General features: G+C 63.4%; 18 protein-coding genes, 2 tRNA genes and 3 pseudogenes. 15 read left to right on the forward strand and 8 right to left on the reverse strand.

Annotated features, from left to right (window positions below; all coding sequences use genetic code 11):
• Both LX81_RS20275 and LX81_RS20280 read right to left on the reverse strand, forming a co-directional pair.
• A partial coding sequence (locus LX81_RS20275; protein WP_146259499.1) for a transposase occupies nucleotides 1-275 on the reverse strand: 275 nt, incomplete at its 3' end.
• Nucleotides 276-1,141: 866 nt separating this feature from the next.
• Nucleotides 1,142-1,216, reverse strand: a tRNA-Thr gene (locus LX81_RS20280).
• A gap of 124 nt (nucleotides 1,217-1,340) precedes the next feature.
• Between LX81_RS20280 and LX81_RS22390 the strand changes: the two genes are divergently transcribed.
• The 10 genes from LX81_RS22390 (at nucleotide 1,341) to LX81_RS20325 (ending at nucleotide 7,329) form a co-directional block, all read left to right on the forward strand.
• Nucleotides 1,341-1,505 carry a hypothetical protein gene (locus LX81_RS22390; RefSeq protein WP_170134066.1) on the forward strand — a complete coding sequence of 55 codons (165 nt, stop codon included), beginning with the start codon at nucleotides 1,341-1,343 and terminating at the stop codon, nucleotides 1,503-1,505.
• Nucleotides 1,506-2,774, forward strand: coding sequence for a UDP-N-acetylglucosamine 1-carboxyvinyltransferase (gene murA / locus LX81_RS20285; protein WP_111539100.1), 1,269 nt, complete (start codon nucleotides 1,506-1,508; stop codon nucleotides 2,772-2,774).
• Entirely contained in the window at nucleotides 2,771-3,244 is a 474-nt protein-coding gene (locus tag LX81_RS20290) for a DUF2948 family protein (RefSeq protein WP_111539101.1), read from the forward strand. Before murA ends, LX81_RS20290 begins: the two co-directional genes overlap by 4 nt.
• 67 nt (nucleotides 3,245-3,311) lie before the next feature.
• A complete protein-coding gene (hisD, locus tag LX81_RS20295; RefSeq protein ID WP_111539102.1) occupies nucleotides 3,312-4,622 on the forward strand; it encodes a histidinol dehydrogenase in 1,311 nt (436 codons plus the stop codon).
• Nucleotides 4,619-5,071: a UPF0262 family protein gene (locus LX81_RS20300; protein WP_111539103.1), complete on the forward strand. Its 453-nt coding sequence runs from the start codon at nucleotides 4,619-4,621 to the stop codon at nucleotides 5,069-5,071. Before hisD ends, LX81_RS20300 begins: the two co-directional genes overlap by 4 nt.
• 97 nt (nucleotides 5,072-5,168) lie before the next feature.
• Entirely contained in the window at nucleotides 5,169-5,387 is a 219-nt protein-coding gene (gene infA / locus LX81_RS20305) for a translation initiation factor IF-1 (protein WP_007205486.1), read from the forward strand.
• Nucleotides 5,388-5,391: 4 nt separating this feature from the next.
• Nucleotides 5,392-5,967 carry a Maf family protein gene (locus LX81_RS20310; protein WP_111539104.1) on the forward strand — a complete coding sequence of 192 codons (576 nt, stop codon included), beginning with the start codon at nucleotides 5,392-5,394 and terminating at the stop codon, nucleotides 5,965-5,967.
• A complete protein-coding gene (locus LX81_RS20315) occupies nucleotides 5,964-6,992 on the forward strand; it encodes a ribonuclease E/G (protein ID WP_111539105.1) in 1,029 nt (342 codons plus the stop codon). The genes LX81_RS20310 and LX81_RS20315 overlap by 4 nt, the downstream gene beginning before the upstream one ends.
• A 12-nt stretch (nucleotides 6,993-7,004) precedes the next feature.
• Complete coding sequence (locus LX81_RS20320; RefSeq protein ID WP_111539106.1) at nucleotides 7,005-7,169, forward strand: DNA gyrase inhibitor YacG; 165 nt, start codon at nucleotides 7,005-7,007, stop codon at nucleotides 7,167-7,169.
• Between the two features lie 85 nt (nucleotides 7,170-7,254).
• Nucleotides 7,255-7,329 (forward strand) — tRNA-Phe (locus LX81_RS20325).
• 83 nt (nucleotides 7,330-7,412) lie between these two features.
• On the opposite strand, the gene LX81_RS20330 is transcribed toward LX81_RS20325, so the two are convergent.
• Nucleotides 7,413-8,315, reverse strand: coding sequence for a GntR family transcriptional regulator (locus LX81_RS20330; RefSeq protein WP_111539107.1), 903 nt, complete (start codon nucleotides 8,313-8,315; stop codon nucleotides 7,413-7,415).
• 125 nt (nucleotides 8,316-8,440) lie between these two features.
• On the opposite strand from LX81_RS20330, the gene LX81_RS20335 reads away from it, so the two are divergent.
• The 5 genes from LX81_RS20335 to LX81_RS22610 all read left to right on the forward strand — a co-directional run bounded on the left by LX81_RS20335 (nucleotide 8,441) and on the right by LX81_RS22610 (nucleotide 13,218).
• A complete protein-coding gene (locus LX81_RS20335) occupies nucleotides 8,441-9,469 on the forward strand; it encodes an ABC transporter permease (RefSeq protein WP_111539108.1) in 1,029 nt (342 codons plus the stop codon).
• Nucleotides 9,470-9,511: 42 nt separating this feature from the next.
• Complete coding sequence (locus tag LX81_RS20340; RefSeq protein ID WP_111539109.1) at nucleotides 9,512-10,450, forward strand: ABC transporter substrate-binding protein; 939 nt, start codon at nucleotides 9,512-9,514, stop codon at nucleotides 10,448-10,450.
• A 63-nt stretch (nucleotides 10,451-10,513) separates the two neighbouring features.
• On the forward strand, nucleotides 10,514-11,290 hold the full coding sequence (locus LX81_RS20345) for an ATP-binding cassette domain-containing protein (protein ID WP_211322846.1): 777 nt from the start codon (nucleotides 10,514-10,516) through the stop codon (nucleotides 11,288-11,290).
• Entirely contained in the window at nucleotides 11,287-12,297 is a 1,011-nt protein-coding gene (locus tag LX81_RS20350) for a zinc-binding alcohol dehydrogenase family protein (RefSeq protein ID WP_234822760.1), read from the forward strand. The genes LX81_RS20345 and LX81_RS20350 overlap by 4 nt, the downstream gene beginning before the upstream one ends.
• A gap of 570 nt (nucleotides 12,298-12,867) precedes the next feature.
• The gene (locus tag LX81_RS22610; protein WP_146259500.1) at nucleotides 12,868-13,218 is read left to right on the forward strand and encodes a hypothetical protein; all 351 of its coding nucleotides are present in this window, start codon (nucleotides 12,868-12,870) and stop codon (nucleotides 13,216-13,218) included.
• Between the two features lie 887 nt (nucleotides 13,219-14,105).
• Here the strand turns inward: LX81_RS22610 and LX81_RS22395 are convergent.
• From LX81_RS22395 to LX81_RS20375, 5 genes and pseudogenes are all read right to left on the reverse strand, one after another.
• Nucleotides 14,106-14,255 carry a hypothetical protein gene (locus LX81_RS22395; protein WP_170134067.1) on the reverse strand — a complete coding sequence of 50 codons (150 nt, stop codon included), beginning with the start codon at nucleotides 14,253-14,255 and terminating at the stop codon, nucleotides 14,106-14,108.
• A 73-nt stretch (nucleotides 14,256-14,328) separates the two neighbouring features.
• Nucleotides 14,329-14,748 (reverse strand): transposase, encoded by a 420-nt coding sequence (locus LX81_RS20360; RefSeq protein WP_111539111.1) that lies wholly within the window; start codon nucleotides 14,746-14,748, stop codon nucleotides 14,329-14,331.
• A 46-nt stretch (nucleotides 14,749-14,794) separates the two neighbouring features.
• A pseudogene (locus tag LX81_RS20365) lies at nucleotides 14,795-15,547 on the reverse strand (IS3 family transposase); the annotation flags it as partial.
• A gap of 146 nt (nucleotides 15,548-15,693) precedes the next feature.
• Nucleotides 15,694-16,957 (reverse strand): annotated as a pseudogene (locus LX81_RS20370) (IS3 family transposase).
• 56 nt (nucleotides 16,958-17,013) lie between these two features.
• Nucleotides 17,014-17,226, reverse strand: a pseudogene (locus tag LX81_RS20375) (hypothetical protein); the annotation flags it as partial.
• Nucleotides 17,227-17,285 lie beyond the last annotated feature (59 nt).

Here is a 17,285-nt window from a genome sequence, read left to right on the forward strand (position 1 = left end):
ATCATGATCGTCTGCCGTTCCGCGCCCTCGGCCGCCAAGCCGTCCATGATCCTGGCGAACACACCCATATCGCTCCACCGCTTCCATCGGTTAGAGAGCGTCTTCGGGGGGCCATACTCACTGGGGGCATCGCACCAGCGCAACCCATTACGGTTGACAAAGATTATGCCGCTCAGGACCCGTCTGTCGTCGACACGGGGGCGGCCATGGCTCTTCGGGAAGTACGGCCGCAGCCGCGCCATCTGCGCCTCGGTCAGCCAAAACAGGTTGCTCATGCATGTTGTCTCCTCGCGGAGCCTGAATCACGACCAACGTCGTCAATCAATGGGTCCTGAGCCTACGATTGGCGCGGGACCTTGTTGCAAGGAACCCGCATGTAGATGAGGCCTATGCGGGCGTACATTACGACGTCCTAAACGCCCTCGCACCGCTGGTGTCAGAGCGTGGCGGCTTCAATGAGGCCGTAGAAATCTTAACTGAAGCTGCGGAAGTCGCCTTTGAGCGCCGCATCCACAATCTCTCTTACTGGGGACCGAGGATTGAGGTGTCGGTCAATGATATTAGCTATCTAATGCGAAAGTCAGGTCGCAAACAGGAGGCTGAAGCTTGGCTCTCACGTTTACAGCGGTTGCAATGATCCCGTGGGTTTGGTGCAGAAATCGTCAGCTTGGGCTCTGTGCCGCATTGGCGTGGCGTATGACATAATTCGATCTTGGTTTGGTCTGACGTTCGGCTTCGCGATTTTGGCTAGTTGCGTGCGCACCGGCGGCGAATGTTGGCAATCCTTCCTCCCTGTAGGTGACCTGGGGTCCCGCTGCGCGATCCTGGCGGAGTGTCCGCCTCATAATCTGGCAGAGCTCGGTTCGCACGCGCAGAGAAGGTCTGCAATCCGCCCAAGATGACGTCCGCTGCGCCAGGACCACTTAGGATTTCACTACCGCGGCAGAAGTACCGATTTGGCCTTGCCCGCCCGATCAGCAGTAGTGCGTCTGACGAGAACGGCAGGATTATGCAGCGCCGTACGCAATTTGTGTGGACTCAGCGAACTCCCCAGCTCGAAGGTCCCCGAGGAGTCGTGTTGCCCCGGTGCTGCCCAATCACGCGACATGCAGAGCGCAATTCCGACTAACATATTAAAAAATGGTGCTGTGAGAGAGGATTGAACTCTCGACCTCACCCTTACCAAGGGTGTGCTCTACCACTGAGCTACCACAGCGCCGATCGTGGCGGGTGATTAGACGCTCGCGCCTGTCCGCGCAAGGGTTCTGCCGGGGTTTTTCGAGGCAGCGAGGCGGTCGTGCCGCCTAGACCCCACCCGGACGCTGCGCTACGAAAGCCGGATGACGAAGGAGCGAACGGGAAGACCCGGAGGATCGGACCGCGCGGACCGGCTGAAGGCCGCGCTTAAGGCCAACATGTCGAAGCGCAAGGCACAGGCCCGCGCGCGCGCGGCACAGGCCCCGACCGAGACGAAGCCCCGCGAAACCGAAGGACCGAAGCGCTAGATGGATTCCATCGTGATCACGGGCGGACGCCCCCTCGACGGCCAGATCCCCATTGCCGGGGCGAAGAACGCATGTCTCGCCCTGATGCCTGCGACGCTCCTGAGCGAGGCGCCGCTGACCCTGACGAATGCGCCGCGGCTGTCGGACATCGCGACGATGACCACGCTCCTGCGCTCGCTGGGGGTCGAGGTCACGCAACTTCAGGACGGGCGCGTCCTCGCGCTTTCTTCCCACGCGCTCACGAATCACACCGCAGATTACGACATCGTCCGGAAGATGCGTGCCTCGATCCTCGTTTTAGGCCCGCTCCTTGCCCGGGACGGGCATGCGATCGTCTCGCTGCCCGGCGGCTGCGCGATCGGTGCGCGTCCCGTCGATCTGCACCTGACCGCGCTTGAGGCGCTCGGTGCGGAACTTGAGCTGCGCGACGGCTACGTCCACGCCACCGCGCCGAAAGGTCTCCGCGGCGGGAGGATCGACTTTCCGATCGTGTCGGTGGGCGCGACCGAGAACGTGCTGATGGCCGCGACGCTCGCACGGGGCACGACGGTGATCGCCAATGCGGCGCGCGAGCCCGAGATCGTCGATCTTGCGACCTGCTTGCGCCGCATGGGCGCGCGGATCGAGGGCGACGGCACCTCGACGATCACGGTCGAGGGCGTCACGGAGCTCGGCGGCGCGACCCATCCCGTCGTCACCGACCGGATCGAGCTCGGCACCTACATGCTCGCCCCGGCGATTTGCGGGGGAACGGTAGAATGTCTGGGCGGTCGCATCGACCTTGTCGGGGCCTTCTCCGAAAAGCTCGATGCGGCCGGCATCTCGGTCAGCGAGACACCGGCGGGGATCAAGGTCGCGCGGAAGAACGGCCGGGTTCGGGCCGTGGACGTCTCGACGCAGCCGTTCCCGGGTTTCCCGACCGACCTGCAGGCACAGATGATGGCGCTTCTCTGCACCGCCGACGGGACCAGCGTGCTCGAGGAGACGATCTTCGAGAACCGTTTCATGCATGCCCCGGAGCTCATGCGGATGGGCGCGCGGATCGACGTCCATGGCGGACAGGCGACCGTCACCGGTGTGGAACGGCTGAAGGGTGCGCCGGTCATGGCGACCGATCTGCGCGCCTCCGTCTCGCTCATCCTCGCGGGGCTCGCGGCGGAGGGAGAGACGGTCGTGAACCGCGTCTACCATCTCGATCGCGGATACGAACGGGTCGAGGAAAAACTGGGCGCCGTCGGTGCCCGCGTCGAACGGGTGACTGAGCGATGACAGAAGATGCGCGGTTCGAGGATGCGCGAGAGCGCCCTGTCCGGCTTCGTGCGATGGATGCCGAGGACCTTCAGGTCGTCTCGACCCTGGTGCAGGACGCGATCTTTCCGATCACGGAAATGGCGTGGCATCGGCCGAAACGGCGGTTCGGGCTCCTCCTCAACCGCTTCCGCTGGGAAGATCGCGCGAGCCGCGAGGGACGAAGCGTGGAGCGTGTCCAGTCGGTCCTGGCGGTCGAGGACGTGACGGCGGTGCGCACCAACGGGATCGACAGGTCCGATCTCGATCTCGTTCTCTCGCTCCTCTCCATTTCGGTGGAGCCCGGAGACGACGGAGCGGGCCGGATCCTTCTCACCCTCGCCGGTGACGGAGCCATCGCGATCGATGTCGAGGCGCTGGAAGTAACGCTCGAGGATGTGACACGTCCCTACGCCGCACCGTCCGGGCATGTGCCCCGTCACGAGGAATGACCCGTCGGACGGTGCGGTGATCCGCACGCGTCTCGAACCGTCCCCGCTGCCGAGGAAAGATCCGTCCATGCCGCACATCCTTTCGACCTCACAAGACGATTTCGAGGCGCGGTTCGCTGCCCTTCTCGAAAGCACGCGCGAGGAGGACGCGGATGTCGAGGCGGCGGTCGACGAGATCCTTGCCGATGTCCGCGCGCGCGGCGATGCGGCCCTCATCGACGCCACCCGGCGGCACGACCGGATCGAGCTGACCGCGGCAACGCTGGCCTTCACGACCGAGGAGATCGAGGCGGAGATCGCCCGCGTGCCGGTGGCGGAGGCCGATGCGCTTCGGCTCGCCGCGGACCGCATCAGGGCCTATCACCTTCGGCAGTTGCCCGAGGACGCGAACTGGACGGATGAGGCCGGCGCGCGCCTCGGCTGGCGCTGGAACGCGATGGGGGCGGTCGGGCTCTACGTGCCGGGCGGCACCGCGTCCTATCCGTCCTCCGTCCTGATGAATGCGATCCCCGCCGGCGTTGCCGGTGTGGAACGGATGGTCATGACGACGCCCACGCCCGACGGAAAGGTGAACCCCCTGGTCTTGCTTGCCGCCAAGCTTGCCGGGGTGGATACGGTCTACCGTCTTGGCGGGGCTCAGGCGATCGCGGCATTGGCCTATGGCACCGAGAGCGTCGCGCGTGTCGACAAGATCACCGGCCCGGGCAACGCCTATGTCGCCGCCGCAAAGCGCCGTGTCTTCGGCCGCGTCGGTATCGACATGATCGCCGGGCCATCGGAGATTGTGGTGATCGCCGACGGCTCCAACGAGCCGGACTGGATCGCGCTCGACCTTCTGAGCCAGGCCGAACACGATGCCAAGGCACAGGCGATCCTGATCACGACCGATCCGCTTTTCGGCGAAGCCGTGGCCGATGCCGTTGCCGACCGTCTCCGGACGATCGAGCGACGCGAGATCGCGGGGGCGAGCTGGCGCGATCACGGGGCCATCATCACGGTTCATGATCTTGGCGAAGCCGCCGTCCTAGCGGACCAGATCGCGCCAGAACATCTGGAACTCTGCGTTGACGAACCGGAACCGCTGGCCGCCAATATTTTCAACGCGGGGGCCATGTTTCTCGGAAAGTGGACGCCCGAGGCGATCGGCGATTACGTCGGCGGGCCAAACCACGTGCTTCCCACTTCCAGGTCCGCTCGATTCTCTTCCGGCCTCTCCGTCCTCGACTTCATGAAACGCACGACGCTCGCGAAAATGACCCCCGGCGCGCTCAAGGCCATCGGTCCGGCGGCCGAGACCCTCGCGCGGTCCGAGAGCCTCGAGGCGCATGGATTGAGCGTTCGGGCACGGCTCGCTCGACTGAACGAGCCCGCTCCGTGACCGACAGGCTCGAGGCGATCGAACTCCTCGTACCTCCCTCCCTCGAGGCGGACCACGAACACCGCGTCGCGATCTTCGATCTTCTGGAGGAGAACAGTTTCTCCCTCGCGGAGGGTCCCCCGGGCCCCTATCGACTACGGCTTGGCCTTCAGGATCAGGTACTCGCCTTCGAGGTCGACCCGCCGTCTGGTGGTACGAAGGACATCCGGATATCTCTCGGCCCGCTTGCGCAGGTGGCGAAGGATTACGGCTCGCTCTGCGAAAGCTACGAGGCGGCCGTCAGATCGCTGCCCCCGGCGCAGATCGAGGCACTCGACACCGCCAGGCGGGACTTGCATGACGAAGCCGCGCGGCAATTGCGCGATCGTCTTGGCGACCGGATCGTGATGGATGGGCGGACCGCGAAGCGATTGTTCACGCTTGTCTGCGTGATGGAACGCTCGGGCTGATTTGCATCGCGAGACCGTCATATGACAGCTTGATTTGTCGCTCAAACCGCACCATTTAGTGGCACGCCCGCAACGGGGCTGCAAATCAGGAGCAAGCATGGCCAAGGAAGAACTTCTCGAATTCCCGGGTGTCGTGAAGGAATTGCTGCCGAATGCGACATTCAGGGTCGAGTTGGAAAACGGCCATGAGATCATCGCGCATACGGCCGGCAAGATGCGAAAGAACCGTATCCGCGTTCTCGCAGGCGACAAAGTCCAGGTGGAGATGACCCCCTACGACCTGACGAAGGGGCGGATCAACTATCGCTTCAAGTAAGCGGATGCGCCTGATCCTCGGATCCGGCTCGCCGCGTCGGCTCGACCTGCTGGCACAGCTCGGTCTCGTGCCGGACGAGGTTCGCCCCCCCGACATCGACGAGACCCCCCGTATGGGCGAGCTACCGCGCCCATACTGCGCCCGCATGGCGCGGGAAAAAGCCGAAGCCGTGGAGATCGCCCCGGACGAGGTCGTGCTCTGCGCCGACACCACCGTCGCGATGGGCCGGAGGGTTCTCGGCAAGCCTGCCGACGAGGTCGAGGCGCGAAGCTTTCTCGACGCCCTTTCGGGGCGCCGTCACATGGTCGTCACGGCGATCGCCGTGAAATCGGCGGACGGCATGCGGCAGCGCGAAGTGACGAGCGCGGTCCGGATGAAAAGACTTTCGAAGACGGAGATCGACGGGTATCTCGCGACCGGTGACTGGCGCGGCAAAGCAGGAGGCTATGCGATCCAGGGGCCTGCCTCTACCTTTATTCCATGGATCAGCGGGTCGCATTCCGCAGTCGTGGGTCTTCCGCTCCACGAAACCGCGCAACTCCTGTCCGCGGCAGGCATCATGATCTGGCCGACGGCATGAAAGGCCGTGCCGTCCATCTCGATACGATCGACGGGCGTTTGGCCGCGGCGCTTGTCGTCGACGGCCAGCTCGAGGATCTGCTGATCGCGGGTCCGGAGAACCGACCGGTCCCTGGCGCCATCTATCGTGCCACGATCGATCGGCAGATGAAGGGTCAGGGCGGGGTCACGGTCCGCCTTCCGGACGGCCGGGGCTGGCTCAAGGATGCGAAGGGATTGAAGCCGGGGGAGACGATCCTGGTCCAGGTCACGGGCTACGCGACCGACGGCAAGGCCGTTCCGGTCACCTCCCGTCCACTCTTCAAGTCGCGCCATGTCATCGTCTCGCCGGGTGCGCCCGGCTACAATGTCTCGCGGCAGATCCGCGACGACGACAGGCGCGAGGTCCTCTTGTCGATCGCCCACGACGTGGTCGGCCCGCCAGGCGAGATGGGTCTGATCCTCCGCTCGACCGCCGCCCTCGCCGACGATGCGGAAATCGCCGAAGATATCGCTGCGACGTTCGATCTCGCCACCCGCGTCGCCGGCGACCGGGGAACGCTTCCCGAGCTTCTGTTCGACGGTCCCGATCCGCACATGCTGGCGTGGCGGGAATGGGAAACGCCCGACGTGATCGAGACTGCCGAAGGAAATTTCGCGGAACACGGCATCCTCGACCGCATCGACGTGCTGCGCTCCTCCCATGTCGAGCTCAGCACGGGCGGATGGATGAGCATCGAGCCCACGCGCGCGCTGGTGGCGATCGACGTCAATACCGGTGGCGATACGTCCCTTGCGGCGGGTCTGAAGGCCAATCTCGCGGCGATCCGTGCCCTGCCTGCGCAACTCAGGTGCCGTGGGCTGGGGGGCCAGATCACGCTTGATCTTGCACCGCAGCCGAAGAAGGACAGACGTGTCATCGAGCAGGCGATGCAGGCAGCGTTCCGTCGCGATCCGGTCCGAACGATCCTCGCCGGCTGGACCCCGCTCGGCTGCTACGAGCTGAACCGTCAACGCGACCGTCTTCCCTTACGCGAGATCATCTGAGAGGGACATTGCATGGCCTGTCCGATCTGTAACCGCCCGACCGATCCGCAATACCGTCCCTTCTGTTCGCGCCGCTGTGCCGATGTCGATCTCGGCCGGTGGCTCACCGGCGGATACGCGATTCCTCTGGAGGACGAGGAAGGTCCCGACGAAGACGATTCCGGTACGCAAAGCTGAGATTTCCGCGGCGGCGCCTCTGGACTTGGCGATCCGCCACGTCTAAGAGGGCGTCACCCGCCGCGGCCCATCGCCGTCGGCCCCGGCCCGGGTAGCTCAGGGGTAGAGCAGTGGATTGAAAATCCTCGTGTCGGTGGTTCGATTCCGCCCCCGGGCACCACATACTCCAGTGATATTGGCTATAGCTTTCGCCTCTTGCGTCCCGCTGCGATCACCTCTGCACATCGCGAGATCGCAGCCTGACTAGGCGAGCTCGTGATAGCGAAGCGAAGACAGCAGCGTCATCTTCGACGTGTCCAGATGCCGTCTCGCCGCCACGACCGCGCCGTCGGCGTCGCGCGCCTCCAGCGCATCGATGATCGCAAGATGCTCCTCGATGGCTGCCGCATTGCGCTCGCGCTCGTCAGCCTTGTTCCAGAGGTAATGGTAGTGAAAAATCAGCGAGATGACCTTCTGGAATTCCTTGAAGAAGCGGTTCCGCACGATGCCGTTGATCCTCTGGTGAAACTGTTCGTCGAGACCCGAGAAGGAATGGTAGTCGGTATCGATCCTCTTGCTGAGCGAGACGTGCGCTGACCTCAAATCGCTCAACGCCGACCAGAACGGATCGTCCGGGGGGGCGTTCGCGGCTTGCCGCACCGCATTGAGTTCGAGCAACGCACGGAAATCCGAGAGCTCGACGGCGAAATCCGCGGTGAACCCGCTGAGCCGCCAGCCCCCTTTCGGGCGCCGTGCGACGAGTCCGAACCGACTGAGCCCGGCGAGGAACTCCTTCAACTCATGCTGGGGCACCTCGAATTTCCGGGACAGGTCCGCAATCGACAACGGCGTTCCTGCCGGAATGTCGAACCGCAGGATCCAGTCCAGGAACCGTCCCTCCAGGTCTTCCGGAGATACCTTCAGCGCGCCGATCTCGAGCCTGTCGTTTCGAACCGGCATGCGCAGAAGGACCTTCTCGCGCCCCTGCCACGAGATCACGCCGTGCTCCTGCAATCGGGCGAGGCAACGGCGTACGACCGTTCGGCTCACATTCGTCCGTTCGCTCAAGGTCTGTTCGGACGGGATCAGAGAACCGGGCGCCAAGGTCGCGCAGAAATCGAGAATCGCGTTGAAGGCTTCCCGGTAGCGAGTGTCCGATCGCGCCATCACCACTCATCCCGCTTTGACACCACTTTTCGCGATTATAGCGAGTGCAAAAGCCATTGACAGAAGCGGATCCCCGTCGATAACGTTTTTTATTATAAAGTGCAGTCTGTGTTTGGAGGGGCCAGATGGCGGATATCGGCAAGCCAGCCGCGTTCGACGGAATCGGACGCGTCCGCTTCGGCGCCGGGTCCCTGCAGCGTCTGTCTGCCCTCTTGACGCTCTTCGCGCTGGTGATCGGTTTCGGCCTCGCGAGCTCCGCCTTCCTTTCAGTGAACAACGGTCTGACCATCCTGTTGCAGACCTCGGTGATCGGCATTCTGGGGATCGGAATGACCATGGTCATCATCACGGGCGGGATCGACCTGTCGGTCGGGTCCGTCCTCGCGCTCGCGGGGGTCATTTCGGGTTTCGCGGTGAAGGCCGGGCTTCCGGTTTTTCCCGCGATGACGCTGGGCATGCTTGCCGGAGCGGCCTGCGGGCTCTTCAACGGCTTCGTCATCACGAGGATGCGGATCCCGCCCTTCGTCGCGACGCTCGGGATGATGCTGATCGCCCGTGGACTCGCGCTTCAGCTGACCGGTGCGACGCCTGTCTCGGGGCTTGGCCGGAGCTTCGGCATGCTTGGCAACGGCGCGCTCTTCCGTGTCGTCGAGATGCAGCAGAGCGGCTTTCCGCGCGTCATCTTCCCCGGCATCCCCTACCCCGCGATCCTTCTCGCGGTCGTTGCGGTGCTGATCGCGTATATCCTGCGGCGCCGACGGATCGGACGGCACATCTACGCCACCGGTTCGAACGAAGAGGCGGCGCGGCTCTCCGGAGTGCGTACCGATCACACCAAGCTGTACGCCTACACGATGTCCGGCGCTCTGGCCGGGATCGCCGGCAACGTGCTGATGTCCCGCCTCGTCACGGCGCAGCCCTCCGAAGGCGTAATGTACGAACTGGACGCGATCGCTGCGGCGGTTATCGGCGGCGCGTCGCTCTCCGGGGGCGTCGGGGGTGTCGGCGGCACCTTGATCGGCGCCTTCATCATCGGAATTCTGCGCAACGGGCTCAACATGTCCGGCGTCTCCGCCTTCATCCAGCAGATCGTGATCGGTTTCGTCGTCATCGGCGCGGTCTGGATCGACCAGATCCGAAACCGGCCAAGCTGAGCCGCGCCCGGAAAGCGACCTGACATCCAGTGGGAGGATACAATGAAAACCGTCAAGCTCATCACCGCCGCCTCGGCCCTCGCCATATCCGCCGGGGCGGTCCAGGCGGGCGAGATCGCCGTCATCGTGAAGACCACGAACTCGAATTTCTGGCAGAACGTGAACAAGGGTGCCTCCGCGGCAATCGAGGAGGTTGACGCACACACGATGAGCTTTGACGGCCCCGCGGCCGAGAGCAACATCGCCGACGAGGTGAACCTCGTGGAGAACGCGATCAATCGTGGCGTCGCGGGTATCGTTCTCGCGCCCTCCGACCCCGAAGCGCTCGGTCCGGCGGTCGAGCGTGCCTACCAGTCGCAGATCCCCGTGGTCATCATCGACAGCGCGCTCTCCGAACAATACCAGGACAGCTATCAGGCGTTTCTTTCGACTGACAATTGCGCCGCGGGAGAAGCCGTTGCGGAGCGCATGATCGAGAAGGCCGCCACGACGGGCAAGGTCGCCATCATGTCCTACGTGGCCGGCGTCGGTTCGGAGATCGGGCGCGTGGGTTGCTTTACCGACTATATCGAGGCGAATTCCGATCTCGAGATCGTCGGGCCATATTATTCGCAAAGCCAGATGGCGACGGCGCTCAACCAGACCACGGACGTCCTTTCGGCCAATCCCGACCTCGTGGGTATCTTCGGCGCCAATGAGCCTACCGCAGTGGGCATGGGGCGGGCCATCGTGCAGGCTGGCCGTGCGGGCGATCTCGTCGCCCTCGGTTTCGACGGAAACGCGGATCTCCAGCAATTCGTCCGCGACGGCGTGCTCGATGCGATCGCCGTCCAGGGATCCTTCGCGATGGGCGAGCTTGGCGTCGAAACCGTGGTCGACATCCTCGACGGCGAAAGCGTGGAGGCGTTCATCAATACCGGCGTCGTCCTCGTCGATCAGAAGAACATCGATTCCGACGAGGCGCAGAACGTCCTCTACTGACATGTCGATCCCGGGGCCGATCCCCTGCGCCCCGGGCATCGCAACAAACCGAAAGGCCCGAAGATGGGTGCCACGCCCCTCGTCGAGATGATCGACATCGAGAAGCATTTCGGAGGCATCCGGGCGGTCGATCACGTGTCGATCGACCTCTTTCCGGGCGAGGTCGTCGGTCTCCTCGGTCATAACGGCGCCGGAAAATCCTGCCTGATGAAGATGCTTGCCGGCGCGATGACGCCCAATGGCGGTGAAATCCGCGTGGATGGCAAACCCGTCGCGTTCGGCGAGCCCAACGATGCGCGCGCCAAGGGGATCGAGACGATCTTCCAGACACTCGCGCTGGCGGACCATCTCGACGCGCCGGCAAACCTCTTTCTCGGGCGCGAATTGACGACCCGCTTCGGCAATCTCGACGAAGCCGCGATGATGGACGCCGCGCGGGACGTGCTCTCGCGCCTCAATCCCAACTTCAAGAACCTGCGCGATCCGGTTTCGTCCCTCTCGGGTGGGCAGAGACAGGTCATCGCCATCGGACGCGCGATCTACTTCGACACGAAAATCCTTATCATGGACGAGCCGACCGCGGCCCTCGGACCGTCGGAGACGGCGATGGTAGCCGACCTCATCCGGCAATTGCGCGAGGAAGGAATCGGCATCTTCCTCGTCAGCCACGACATGCACGACGTCTTCGATCTCTGCGACCGCGTCGTGGTGATGAACAAGGGCCGTGTTGTCGGATCGAACCGCATCGACGAGGTGACGAAGGACGACGTCCTGTCCCTCATCATCAAGGGGGAGTTGCCGATGGATTGGCAGCCTCGAAATCTGGAGGTTACCCGGTGAAGGACATCGCGACCGGAACGATGATGGCGGCGGTTTGCGCCGAGCCGGGCACCATGACGCTCGAAGAGCGCCCCCTGCCCGATCATGCGCCGGAAGGATGGCGACTGGTCGATATCGCGGCCATCGGCATCTGCGGGACCGATTACCATATCTTCGAGGGGCTGCACCCGTTCCTCGCCTATCCCCGCGTCATGGGACACGAGCTTTCGGGTTGTCCGGTCGACGGCCCCGATGCGGGGCGATTGATGGTTGTGAATCCCTACATCTCGTGCGGCGAATGCCGCGCCTGCCGCCGCGAAAAGCCGAATTGCTGCGCCCGGATCGAAGTTCTGGGCGTCCATCGCGACGGGGGCATGTGCGCCCGCATCGCGGTGCCGGAAACGAACCTCTATCCCGCCGACGGATTGTCCCGAGAGGACGCCGCGATGGTCGAGTTCCTGGCGATCGGCGCTCACGCCGTCGCACGGTCCGACTGCGGGCCCGGCGATCGCGTGCTGGTCACCGGGGCCGGCCCCATCGGCCTCGGCACGGCCATCTTCGCGCGCCTCTCCGGGGCCGATGTCCATGTCATGGATCTGAGCCGCGCACGTCTCGACATTGCCTCCCGGGATTTCGGCTTCGACCGCATCCATCGACCCGGCGACGACATCATGACGGGTAATCTGTCCGAGGGGTTCGACGTGGTCTTCGACGCCACCGGCAACGCGAAGGCGATCGAGGCGGGGTTTCCCCTCGTTGCCCATGGCGGCTCTACAGTGCTCGTCAGCGTGGTCAAAGGCGACCTGACCTTCACCGATGCCGAATTCCACAAGCGCGAGAGCCGCATCATCGGTTCGCGCAATGCGCTGAAAAGCGATTTCGACCGGGTCATGGCCGCGATACGCTCCGGCGACGTGCCCACCGGGGCGATCCTCTCGGAGATAGTCGCATTGCGCGACCTGCCGGCGCGAATGAAACCATTGACCCATGACCGGGATCATCTGGTCAAGGTCATCGTGACGCCCTGAAAACCGGAAGCCACGACGCCGCGCGATACTTTGCTTGAAGAAGTGCTCCCCGATCCCAAGGAAGATATGGTGGATTCGAGCTACGCTCCAGACCTTCTGGTCGGCTTAGATGATTACTATGGTACACCAGCCGATCGGGTTTGCCATCTAGCGCCGAGAGCAGCACAAGACCGCCGGCAATCAGGGAAATCGTCCCTGTTCCGGAGTTCGACTCGAGTTGCCGCAACAAGGTAGCCCGGTTTAAATTTGAATGCATGGCGGGCCTAGGATCTAGCGTAAGCCACTGCACGACCGGACCGCACCGAGTTTGCCGGAATCTCCATCGTCTGAGCGGACTGGAACCATCGCAAGCACGACAACGAACAAGTTTGCGCCGGACGCTCGCGACCGAGCAGTCTGAATTATCCTCGATGATCACAGCGAACATGGTTTTCGCTGGCAAGCTAATCGCGTCCCTCGCAGCCGAGATCGGTCGTTCGGCGAACGCTAGGAACGATTGGATCAGGGAGCCCGAGGCGGTCGTCGTGCCTGCATCTAGGGCAATATCGCCAGGAAGACTAAGGTGCTCGAATGGAAAGTGGGGAAGGCGAACGAAATCCTCCGCAAGGACGAGGCATTATCCACCACTGCTACGAGGAAGACGTCGAGCGCAAAATTGGCCTTGGCGACGCTCAACCATTGGTCGAGACGGTGGTGTCGTTCACTCATGCTCATCGCGCGGAGTTGCCAATGGTGGCGCAACCCGTCGGGGTTCCACTGGCTTTGGGTCGACCAGACCTGGCACAAGTGCCGCCGATCACACCGTTAACATACTGCAACTATGCGTCGAAACTGGCAAATACGACCCGACATTCGGCGCGTGCCAAGCGAGACACGGGCATGCGTCCCGCGATCCACCGCGTGTCCGACAAAATTCAGTAGAATTCAAGGGTCAAGCGATTGACTCGGTGGAACAATCGTAACGCGGAACAACATCTGCAAGATCCGGCGGCAACTCGGGCGGAAATTCTTTGACGTCCCCCACTACACGGTGATCAAAGCGATGAACGAATTTGGCTTTTAGGACATAATTCGCGGGAAGCCCCACCGGACGACGGTGCTGGACGAGAAGGCTCCATCTCCGCTCGACGAGGTGAATTGGCCATTCCGCATGTCTGCTTCGAACAATCTGCCGGGTCGTCCATGGATGCATCGTCGGTCCAGACCCTACGGAAAACGACTGTACTTACCTAGCCGCCTAGGTAATCTTCGCCTCGTTCCGAGGCTTGGAATGCCCCACCGGGGCCAAGGTCTCCTTCGCTCCTTGTCGTCTAGTTCTGCGCCAAGCGCATCCTGGGCGGGAGGGTCAACACGTTGGTTCGTGCGGGTCTTGGTATAAAGACATTGTAGCCGGTTTTCCATCAACGCCGGCAAGCGAAGGGCTTGGGAGAGGTCCCCCAATCGGATCGCGGCTTCAGTACTCACCCATCGAGTATTCTGAGCATCCAAGCGAGGCCGGTATCAAGCCATCTGTTGCTGCCACATCGGTCTCGAACAGTGTATGGATGGCCCCTTGGCAAGAGCTTTGTTCGGCCGGTGTCGTTCGGTCGGTTAGGGCCATGTATGCGGCGTCGCATCAGCGAAGTGATCAGCCGCGCGCCATGATGAAGTCCGCTGAGTTGGACGGGTCCCAATCGATGGCACGCGTTCTTGGCCTCTCCAGTCCGATCTGGGTGTTCCGTCCGTCTTGTCTCCGCCTTGTGCCATCACCTCACATCGCGCCGCCCCATTTTTGGGACCATCGGACGCGTCCGGTGGGGACCTCGGTCTCAGCCGGGCATGGCTCGATAGCTATTCCCGCGATCGAGTGAGCGATGGCTCGCCATCAGTTCGATAATCATCACGAACGCCCAGACCGTAAGGGCCATGCGCGCCACAAGCGCGACGGCAACCACCTTCACCGGCTTCTTCACGAGCATCCGGTCGATCCTGTGGGCGCGGCGTCCGTCTCACTTGCCCGCCGCTCCGCCGCACACTGATCACTTTTCGACGTCACTCGGTCCATTGGCGTGACATTGGCTTCATCATCGCGCCGAGGTAGAGCAGCCGTCGTAGAGACCTGTTCCCCGCCTTCGACATCCGGCCCAGCCGTTCATTCCTGTCCAAGGAGATAGCCCACGGTGTGAGCCTCAGCCAAGCGGCGTAGTCGTGCGTGGAACGGAAGGCGGCGACGTCCGGCGACGTTGCCGCGAAGGCCGAAGTCGTAATCGTGCCCAATCCCGGAATCGTGGCGAGCCGCCGGTCAAGCGGGTCGGCCTTCTGTTCCTCTGTGATCCGGTCGGTCTCTGCCTCAATCGGCTCCTCCGGATCGCGCAGCGGGCCGGTGAGCAGGTCGAGCGCCAGGCGTGCTTCTTCGGGCCCGTCGCGCGCGGCCTCGAGCAGTCGGTTGCACGGCAGACGATCGCGGGTCAATCCATGATTGACGCTACCCCCTGATGGCTAACTGGGTGCAGGGTCATTACGCGGCCTCGGCATCGGACATGTCGAGCCTCGCCTGCTCCGGCGTGGGGTTGCCGATGCTCGAATGGTGTCGTTGCTGGTTGTAGAAGATAGCGATGTACTCAAACAACGTTGCCTTGGCCTCGCGGCGTGAGCGAAAACGGGTGCGATGGACCAGCTCGGTCTTCAACGAGCCGAAGAAGCTTTCCATCGGAGCGTTGTCCAGACAGTTGCCTTTTCCGCTCATCGATCGGCGGGCCTTGTAGGCGCGCAAGAGTCGCCGGTAGTTGCCGCCGGCGTATTGCACGTCGCGATCGGAGTGGCACATCAGCCCAGTCGGGTGCCGGCGGTTTTGCAGCGCCATCCGCATCGCATCGACCGCCAGGCTAACCTGGAGGCGCTCGGACATCGACCACCCGACAATCTCCATCGCGGCCATGTCCTCGACCGCGGAGAGGTAGAGCCAGCCTTCGCCCGTCGGGATACAGCTGATGTCGGTCAGCCAGACGGTGTCCGGCATCATGGCCTGGAAATTGCGTTTCAGAAGGTTCGGCGCGATTCCGAGCCTGTGCCGACTGTCGATCGTCCGCGGCACGCGGCGTCCTCGCCGCGGTGATGTGATGCCATCGTCCTTCATGATCTTGGCCACCGTCTTCCGGGAGATCCGCAAGCCTTGGAAGAGCAGCTCGGCATAGAGCCGCGGCGCCCCGTAGCACTGTCGGCTCCCGTCGAAGATATCGCGGTTCTTGCCAGCCAGAACGCCCCGCGCGGCCTGGCGCGCTGCCCGCTTCGGCTCGGCAGCGCGCTAGGCATGGAACCGGCTCGGGCTGACCGAGAGCGCCCGGCACATCAGGCGGATGGCATGCTCGGCTGCGTGGGCGGCAATGAAGGTGGTCTTGCCCCCGTTTCAGCGGACACTCAGGCGGTTGCGGTTTGAGCTGAGATGAACTCGCGAGGCGAGCGCATCTTCAGCCCTGAGTGCGGGTGATTGTCGTTGTAGTCCTCGATCCACCCGGCGATCAATCCGAGGACTGTGGCGGCGTCACCCAACGGCGTGACATGGACGTAGTCGCGCTTCAGCGTCTTCACGAACGCCTCCGCTATCCCGTTGCTCTCGGGGCTCTTCACCGGCGTGTAGCAGGGCCTCAGGCCAAGCTGGCTGGCGAAGATGCGCGTATCCCGGGCGGTGTAACACGAGCCATTGTCGCTCAGCATTTCGACGGGATGCGGCGCCCTATAGGTCTCGAACCGCCGTTCGACCGCTTCCAGCATCATGTCACGGATGTCCGAGCCACTGATGCCAGCGTTCACGACGGTCCGCCAGGAGATGATCTCCCGATCGTGCGCGTCGATGACGAAAGCGCCGCGCACGACATCACCGTTCCAGCAAGTGAACTCGAAGCCGTCCGAGCACCAGCGGATGTTCGAGCGCATGGTGACCACCTTGCCTTCATGGGTCTGCTCCGGCCGTTCGGTGTATCTGCGAGCGAGCAGGAGGTTGTGCGTCTTCATGATGCGGTAGACGCGTTTGTGGTTCACGGGCGCGCCGCCTTGAGCGCGGAGCTGCCGGTTCAAAAGCGCGTCGCCAGTGGTCGCTCGGACCAGTGGCGCAACCACTGGCAACTCCGGCACTAGCCGTAGGTGGGGCGCGCCGCCACCAATGCCGTGATCAACGGCAGAACCGCCGCGTCTTGCGCCTTGTGGTAGCGCCGCCGCGGCTTCGCGCTCCCGTTCAGCCGGGCGTGCAGGTTCGAGCGGGAGACGCCCAAAGTCTCGGCCACGACCTTCATCGGGAACCGTCCTTCGGCTGCGACTGCGCGAGCCACGTCCGTTTTTTTGAGCGGGTCTTGTCCAGCGCCTCTTTGAGGATCTCGACTTCCAGCGTCTTGCGGCCGAGCTGCCGCTCAAGCTCGCGGATGCGCTCCCCCATCTGCCGAACAGCGCGATTGCTGGTCACGTCGTCATTCCCGGACACGGCCACAGCTCCTCCATCCAACATCAGACGGCGCCAACGATACAGCAGGTTCGGCGCAACACCATTCCGGCGGGCCACGACCGAAATGCTGGTGCCTTCCTCCAGCGTCTCCTCCACGATCCGCATCTTCTCTCTCGCGGACCAGCGGCGCCGACGGCCGCCATCGGTGATGATCTCAATCTCAGACATAAGCACGTGCTCAGGCATATGCCTAAGCCTCCATGGCTATGCCCAAGTGTCCGGTCGAAACGGGGGCCAGTTCAGGCACCGATGTAATCGCTTGCCTGCCCGGCGGTCACGAACAGGTCCAGTAGGCGCCCCTGGCTGTCGCAGACGGCGTGCAGCTTGGTGTTCATGCCGCCGTCCTCGGAAAAACGATCCACTGGATCGTTTCCTAGTCCTCGAACTCCGGCCGATCAGGCAGCCACGCCCCCCTTTTTCGCGGTCATGCTGGTCGCCGTTCTGTGCGCCTTGAGCTCGTTCGGCCGGGGCTCGGACCAGTGGCGCCTTGGGCCTCACCGTCGATCATGACGGT

The sequence above is a fragment of the Palleronia aestuarii genome, assembly GCF_003253995.1.
Classification (GTDB): domain Bacteria; phylum Pseudomonadota; class Alphaproteobacteria; order Rhodobacterales; family Rhodobacteraceae; genus Palleronia; species Palleronia aestuarii.